The sequence below is a fragment of the Nocardioides humilatus genome, assembly GCF_008373755.1.
Lineage (GTDB): Bacteria > Actinomycetota > Actinomycetes > Propionibacteriales > Nocardioidaceae > Nocardioides > Nocardioides humilatus.
This window is the reverse complement of the sequence record NZ_VUJV01000042.1, coordinates 1-336: the sequence shown is the minus strand read 5'-3', so window position 1 is coordinate 336 and position 336 is coordinate 1. Positions and strand designations below refer to the sequence as shown.

General features: G+C 47.6%; 1 protein-coding gene. It reads left to right on the top strand.

From position 1 onward, the window contains the following. Positions 1–284 (top strand): hypothetical protein (locus tag F0U44_RS23950; RefSeq protein ID WP_149730582.1); only part of this gene is annotated, 284 nt, incomplete at its 5' end. Positions 285–336 lie beyond the last annotated feature (52 nt).

Below are 336 nucleotides of genomic sequence, written 5' to 3'. Positions count from 1 at the left end.
CTAAGTACAACCAGTACTTGAAACTAAGTTCGACGACTGACTGCAACACTCAAGACCGTATTATATTCGGCACCAACACCGCCGACACCACCAGGGAGCAGTGGTTCCTCCAGCCCACGAAGTACGAAAACGACGTCCTGTTCTTCATCTACAATCGCGAGTACAACGATGCTTTGAAGCTCGGTAGGATTGTGGACGCTTCGGGAGACCGTATGGCATTTGGACACGATGGTGAAGTAGCTGGTCTCCCTGACATCTTCTCCTGGTTCGTTACACCTTTCTAGACAATCAAAGGCAACGCTTCATGCTTATGAATAATGAAATAAATGATCACTC